At 74.0% G+C, this 6,436-nt stretch carries 6 protein-coding genes; 1 reads left to right on the plus strand and 5 read right to left on the minus strand.

Annotation, left to right across the window (positions count from 1 at the left end; all coding sequences use genetic code 11):
• Both ND748_RS22030 and ND748_RS22035 read right to left on the minus strand, forming a co-directional pair.
• Window positions 1-1,210 (minus strand): MMPL family transporter (locus tag ND748_RS22030; RefSeq protein ID WP_251747881.1); only part of this gene is annotated, 1,210 nt, incomplete at its 3' end.
• A 227-nt stretch (window positions 1,211-1,437) separates the two neighbouring features.
• The gene (locus ND748_RS22035) at window positions 1,438-2,349 is read right to left on the minus strand and encodes a phosphoribosylaminoimidazolesuccinocarboxamide synthase (RefSeq protein ID WP_251747882.1); all 912 of its coding nucleotides are present in this window, start codon (window positions 2,347-2,349) and stop codon (window positions 1,438-1,440) included.
• 302 nt (window positions 2,350-2,651) lie between these two features.
• Between ND748_RS22035 and ND748_RS22040 the strand changes: the two genes are divergently transcribed.
• Window positions 2,652-3,197 carry a hypothetical protein gene (locus ND748_RS22040; RefSeq protein ID WP_251747883.1) on the plus strand — a complete coding sequence of 182 codons (546 nt, stop codon included), beginning with the start codon at window positions 2,652-2,654 and terminating at the stop codon, window positions 3,195-3,197.
• Between the two features lie 164 nt (window positions 3,198-3,361).
• Here ND748_RS22040 and purB read toward each other — a convergent pair whose 3' ends face one another.
• The 3 genes from purB to purD all read right to left on the minus strand — a co-directional run.
• Window positions 3,362-4,669 carry an adenylosuccinate lyase gene (gene purB, locus ND748_RS22045; RefSeq protein ID WP_251747884.1) on the minus strand — a complete coding sequence of 436 codons (1,308 nt, stop codon included), beginning with the start codon at window positions 4,667-4,669 and terminating at the stop codon, window positions 3,362-3,364.
• On the minus strand, window positions 4,666-5,193 hold the full coding sequence (gene purE / locus ND748_RS22050) for a 5-(carboxyamino)imidazole ribonucleotide mutase (protein ID WP_251747885.1): 528 nt from the start codon (window positions 5,191-5,193) through the stop codon (window positions 4,666-4,668). Before purE ends, purB begins: the two co-directional genes overlap by 4 nt.
• 3 nt (window positions 5,194-5,196) lie before the next feature.
• On the minus strand, window positions 5,197-6,436 hold a 1,240-nt coding region (gene purD / locus ND748_RS22055), incomplete at its 5' end, for a phosphoribosylamine--glycine ligase (RefSeq protein WP_251747886.1).

Genomic DNA, 6,436 nt, shown 5'->3' on the forward strand with positions numbered 1-6,436 from the left:
GCGCGGGCCGACCCGCGCGGCGGTGCCACGGCAGGCGCAGCAGCTCCACCCGGTCGCCGAGCAGCGACAGCAGTGCGGGCAGCACGGTGAGCGAGCCGAGTACGGCCACCAGCACCACGATGATCGTGCCGACGGCGACCCCGGTGAACGCTGCCAGCCCGGTGATGAACAGGCCCGCCATCGACGCGGCGACCGTCAGGCCAGAGACCAGCACCGCGTGCCCGGACGTCTCGGCCGCGATCTCCAGAGCGCGCTCGGGACCGTGGCCGGCGGCCCGCTCCTCGCGTTCCCGTCGGATGTAGAACAGGGCGTAGTCGACGCCGACCGCGAGTCCGATCAGCAGCATCACGGAGGTCGCCGTGTCGTCGGTCGGGAACAGCCGGCTGGCGAAGGCGACCAGACCGAGCGCCCCGACGAAGGACGTCAACGCCAGTCCCATCGGGATCACCGCGGCGACCACCGCGCCGAACACGGCCAGCAGGATGCCGAGGGTGAGCGGGATGGCCAGCAGCTCGGCGCGGTGGAAGTCGTTGCCGACGGTGGCGTCGAGGGCCTTGTCGGCGCTGGCGTCCCCGAACTGTTCGACCGACACGCCGGGATGCGCCGCGCGGACGGCGGCGACGGCGTCCAGCGTCGGCTCGACCGGCGCCGGATCGTCCTCGGTGCCCTTCAGATCGAAGGCCAACAGCACCGAGCGCAGGTCGGTCGAGACCAGGCCGGGGTCGGTGCTCACCCCGGGCAGGGTCAGCGGGCTACGCAGCGACGTCGCCACCCCGCTCGCCCGCACCCGGGCGGCGACGTCGGTCAGCGTCGCGTGGATCTGCGGGTCGGCCAGCAGCGCCTGCGGGTTCGCCGCGGGAGTGGCGCGCTGGATCAGGATGTTCTCGTCGGCCGGGTTGACGTAGCCGTGATCGTCGAGAATGTGCTGAGCCCGGGCGTCCTCCCCGGTGCTGTAGTCGGCGTCGGTCAGGGTGTGGGTGCCGATCATGCTGCCGATCGCCATCGCCAGAACGACGCCCAGCAGCCAGCCGCCGACGGCCAGCCACCGGTGCCGGACACTCCACCGTGCCGCCCGCGCGGCGAGGTGCCTCGGCCGGTCCGCGCCGGCCGGCACACGGGCGTGCCGGCCGGCGCCGGGCAGGTCCGGTGGCCGGCTCGGACCGGCTGTCGGACCTGGGGAAACGGCTGTCGGGCGAGGTGGCGTCTGCATGGAACGACGATCTCGTTCCCGACGTTCATGGTCACTGCGGTGAGCTACCGGCTTCCCGCTGTGGCCATCCGCCGGTGGCGGGGTGGGGCTGGCCCCACCCGGCTCGCAGGTCCGCGCTCATGAGGCGGCGGGTTCACCCCAGGAGGTTGCGGGTCCCAGGAGGTGGCGAGTCCCGGGCGGCGGCGAGTCCCGGGCGGTGGCGAGCCTCGAGGAGGCACCGGCGCGCCTCAGGAGGTGGAGAGGTAGTCCTTGAAGGAGATGCCGGTCAGCCGCTCGTAGGCCTCGACGTAGCGGGCTCGGGTCGCCTCGACGACGTCGTCGGGCAGCTCCGGTCCCGGCTCGGTCTTGTCCCAGCCGGTGCTCGTCAGGTAGTCCCGGATGTACTGCTTGTCGAACGACGGCTGGGAGACGCCCGGCGACCAGGTGTCCTCCGGCCAGAAGCGCGACGAGTCGGGGGTGAGCACCTCGTCGGCGAGGCGCAGGGTGCCCTCGGCGTCGTGGCCGAACTCGAACTTCGTGTCCGCGAGCAGGATGCCCCGCTCGGCCGCGAGGTCGCTGGCCCGGCCGAAGATCTGCAGGGTGAGCCGCTCCAGCTCGGCGGCGAGCTCGTTGCCGACCCGGCCGGCCGCGTCGGCGCGGCTGATGTTCTCGTCGTGCTGGCCGATCGGCGCCTTCGTCGACGGGGTGTAGATCGTCGCCGGCAGCCGGCTGCCGTCGACCAGCCCGGCCGGCAGCGGATGCCCGCTGACCGCGCCGGTGCGCTGGTAGTCCTTCAGCCCGCTGCCGGTCAGGTAGCCGCGGGCCACGCACTCGATGAGCACCATGTCCAGCCGGCGGCACAGCATCGACCGGCCGCGCAACTGCTCGGTGTACGGCGCGAGCTCGGCCGGGTACTCGTCCACGTTCGAGCTGATGACGTGCGACGGGACGAGATCGGAGAGCTGGTCGAACCACCACAGCGACAGCCCGGTCAGCACGGCGCCCTTGTCGGGAATCTCGGTCGGCAGGACCACGTCGAACGCCGAGATGCGGTCGCTGGCGACCAGGAGCACGGCGTCGTCCCCGACCGCGAACAGCTCCCGGACCTTGCCCGAACCCAGATGGGTGAGTCCGGCGAACTCCTCATGTGTCAGCGGCATGCCCCGACCGTACCGACCCCGGACACCACCCGTGGCCTGGTGCGTCCCGCGCCATGCCCGCACAGCGATTTGTCCGTTTGTGGCGTCCGGCGGGTCGGGCGATCCGCCGCCGACCTGCGTCGCCGGCACCCGTCACCGAGCATGGATGCCGCCGGACGTGTCCATGCAGGCCGAGGAGACGGCAGGAGGCTGGGTGGAGGCGTGTCAGACCACCGGGACGGCGCCACTGGCAGGCAGTCGCCGACGAGGGCGCCGGTGCCGATCAGGGCGCCAGGGCCGCCCAGGGCACCGGCGACCCGCGGGTGACCGGCTCCACCCGCGGGATCGGCGCGGTGGCAGCCCGACTGGCCGGGGGAGCGGGCGCCGGGCATCCGGAGCATGGGATCTATGGAACGGTCCTCACCGCCGGCCTGCTCGCGGCGCAGGACCCGCAGCACGACTCCCTGGCCCGCACCGTCATCGACGTTCTGGTCACGGTGACGGTGTTCTGGCTGGCCCACGGCTATGCCCACGCCGTCGGTCACCATCTGGCCCCCGGCAGACGATCGCCAGGACCCGGACCGCCGCAGGGACTCCTGCGGCTGGCCTGGACGGCGCTGCTGCGGAACTGGCCGCTGGTGCAGGCCTCGGTTCTCCCGCTGGCCGTGCTGATCCTGGCCCGCGTGGCCGGCGCCACCGCCGAGGGCGCGCTGCAGGCGGCGCTGTGGACCTGCGTCGTCCTCCTGGCGGTCTGGGGCCTGCTCGCCGGCGGGGCGGCCGGGCTGACTGGCTGGCGCCTGGCCCGGTACGCGACCGGCAGCTCCCTGCTCGGCCTGATCCTCGTCGCCCTGGAGGTGGCCATCCACTGACCGCCGTCGACAGATCCCGCTCACCGGTGGCTACGCTTCCTTGCCCGTCGGGGGGGACGAAACGGGCATCGAACCCCCCCAAAGGGCAAGGAAGCCGGGGCCTCCCGCGCCCGGGGCCTCCCGCGCCCGGGGCCTCCCGCGCCCGGGGCCTCGGGAGCCGCGGGTCAGGCGAGGGCGGCGAGGGCGGCGAAGACGGGGCCGAGGCGCTCGGTGTAGCGCTCGGGGCGGCTGACCTCGTCGAGGCGGGCCTCGTCGAGGGGCAGGCCCCGGTCGCCGGCGTGCTTGCGCAGGGTCTCGCGGAACGGTACGCCGGTCTGCCAGGTCTCCATCGCCGCCGCCTGGGTGACGGCGTAGGCGTCCTCGCGGGACAGGCCCGTCTCGACCAGCTCCAGCAGCACCGCCGAGGTGTAGACCAGCCCGCCGGTGGCGTCGAGGTTCGCCCGCATCCGCGCGGTGTCGACGACCAGGCCGGTGACCAGCCGCGTCGTCAGGTGCAGCAGGTAGTCGACGCCGGCCGCGGCGTCCGGCAGGGCGATCCGCTCGGTCGAGGAGTGCGAGATGTCACGCTCGTGCCACAGCGGCACCCCCTCCAGGACCGGGACGTACTGGGCGCGCACGATCCGGGCGATGCCGGCGATCCGTTCCGACATGATCGGGTTCTTCTTGTGCGGCATCGCCGAGGAACCCTTCTGCCCGGAGCCGAACGGCTCGGACAGCTCGCGGACCTCCGTGCGCTGGCCGTGGCGTACCTCCAGCGCGACCGCCTCGCACAGCGTGGCGAGCCCGGCGAGCGCTGCCACCCAGTTGGCGATGCCGTCGCGCAACACCACCTGGGTGGCCACCGGCGTCGGCCGCAGACCGAGTTTCTCGGCGACGTAGGCCTCGACGTCCGCCTCGATGTTCGAGTACGTCCCCACCGCGCCGGAGATCTTCGCCACGGCCACGTCGGCGCGGGCCGCGCGCAGCCGGTCGCGGCAGCGGGCGAGCCCGAAGGCGAGGTCGGCGACCCGGTGGCCGAACACGGTCGGCTCGCCGTGGATGCCGTGGGTGCGCCCGACCCGCAGGGTGTCCCGATGGGCCAGGCCCAGGTCGCGCAGGGCCGCGACGAGGGTGTCCGCCCGGGCCAGCAGCAGATCGGTCGACTCGACGAGCTGCAGCGCCAGCGCCGTGTCCAGCAGGTCCGACGACGTCATGCCGAAGTGGACGTAGGCGGCGGCCGAGCGTGGCTCGGTGCGGTCCGCCCACGCGGACAGGAAGGCGATCACGTCGTGCTGGGTGACGGCCTCGATCTCGGCGACGGCCTCGGGCGTGGGGGCGGGGGCAGCCCGGACCGGTTCGACGGAGTCGGCGGGAATCCGGCCGGCGGCGGCGTGCGCCTCCATGACCAGCACCTCGACCTCGCACCACAGCTCGTACTTGCGCGCCTCGGACCACACTCGGCCCATGTCGGGCAGGGTGTAGCGGCCGATCACGGCTGGGCGCCGGCGGCGGCGGACACGGTGCTCAGAGCGTCCGCCGCGGCCTGCTCGAAGTCGTCCTTGAACGCGGCGAGCTTGAGGCTGAGGTCCGGGTCGGCCAGCGCCAGGATCTGGATGGCGAGGATCGCCGCGTTCGTCGAGTTGTTCAGCCCGACGGTGGCGACCGGCACGCCGGGGGGCATCTGGGCGATGGCGAGCATCGAGTCCATCCCGTCCAACGCCCCGCCGGAGATCGGCACCCCGATCACCGGCAGCGTCGTCAGCGCGGCGACGGCGCCGGGCAGCGCCGCGGCCAGGCCCGCCCCGGCGATGACCACCGAGATGTCCCGGGCGCGCAACTGGCCGACGTACTCGGCGAGGGTGCGCGGCGCCCGGTGCGCCGACAGCGACACCTGCTCGTACGGCACGCCGAAGCGCTCCAGGGTGGCGCCGGCCTTGCTCATCGTCTGGGTGTCCGACGGCGACCCGAAGACGACGGCCACCCGGGGACGGTCCGGCCCGGTGTTGTTCTGCGACACGGTCTACTCCTTCTTCTCAGGCCGCGTCGGGCCCTCGCCCGGCGCGGTGTCCGCGCGGTGTACGTCAGCCGCATGACGCATCCGGGACGGGTCCCCGATATCGGTGCGGTAGTGGGCGCCGGCCAGCGAGATCCGGCTGACGGCCTCGTAGGCAGATCCTCGCGCGGACTCCAGGTTGGAGCCGATCGCCGTGACGGACAGCACCCTTCCCCCGGCGGAGACGACCTGCCCGTCGGCGTCCCGGCGGGTCGCGGCGTGCAGGACGTCGACGCCGGTCAGCGCCCCGGCGGCGGCGAGTCCCCGGATCGGGTCGCCCAGCCGCGGGGCCGCCGGGTAGCCGGGCGCGGCGACGACGACGCTGATCGCGGCGCCCGAACGCCACACCGGCGCGCGGCGCCCGGACAGCACGTCGGTCAGCGGCGTGGTCAGCAGGGCCAGGATGGCCTGCGTCTCGGGATCGCCGAAGCGGACGTTGAACTCCACCACCCGCGGGCCGCGGGTGGTCAGCGCGAGGCCGACGTAGAGCAGGCCGGTGAACGGGGTGCCGCGCCGCGCCATCTCGTCCACGGTCGGGCGGATCACCGTCGCGACGATCTCCGCGGTCAGCCCGTGCGACGCCCAGGGCAGCGGGGTGTAGGCACCCATCCCGCCGGTGTTCGGCCCGGTGTCGCCGTCGCCGACCCGCTTGTGATCCTGGGCGGGCAGCAGCGGCAGGACCGCGCCGGCCTCCGTCACGACCGCGAACAGGGAGACCTCCGGCCCGTCGAGGTACTCCTCCAGGACGACCCGGTCGTCCGGACCGCGCAGGCTCGCGCGCACGGCGGCGACCGCGGCCTCGCGGTCCTCGGTCACGGTGACGCCCTTGCCGGCGGCGAGCCCGTCGTACTTCACCACGTACGGCGGGCCGAACTCGTCGAGGTCGGCCAGCGCCGGCTCGACCTCGGTGTGGTCGCGAGCGGCGGCCGTGGGCACACCCGCGGCGCGCATGACCCCCTTGGCGAACGCCTTGCTGCCCTCCAGCCGGGCAGCGGCCGCGCTCGGGCCGAACACCGGCAGGCCGCGGGCGCGTATCTCGTCGGCGGCCCCGGCGACCAGCGGTACCTCGGGGCCGATCACGGTGAGCTCGGCGCCGACCCGCTCGGCGAGGTCGGCGACCGCGTCCGGGTCGGTGACGTCGAGCGGACGGGGCTCGGCGAGGTCGGCCGTGCCGGCGTTGCCCGGCGCGCAGACCAGCGCGTCGACC

Source organism: Frankia sp. AiPs1, assembly GCF_023716945.1.
In the GTDB taxonomy this organism is placed as follows: Bacteria; Actinomycetota; Actinomycetes; order Frankiales; family Frankiaceae; genus Frankia.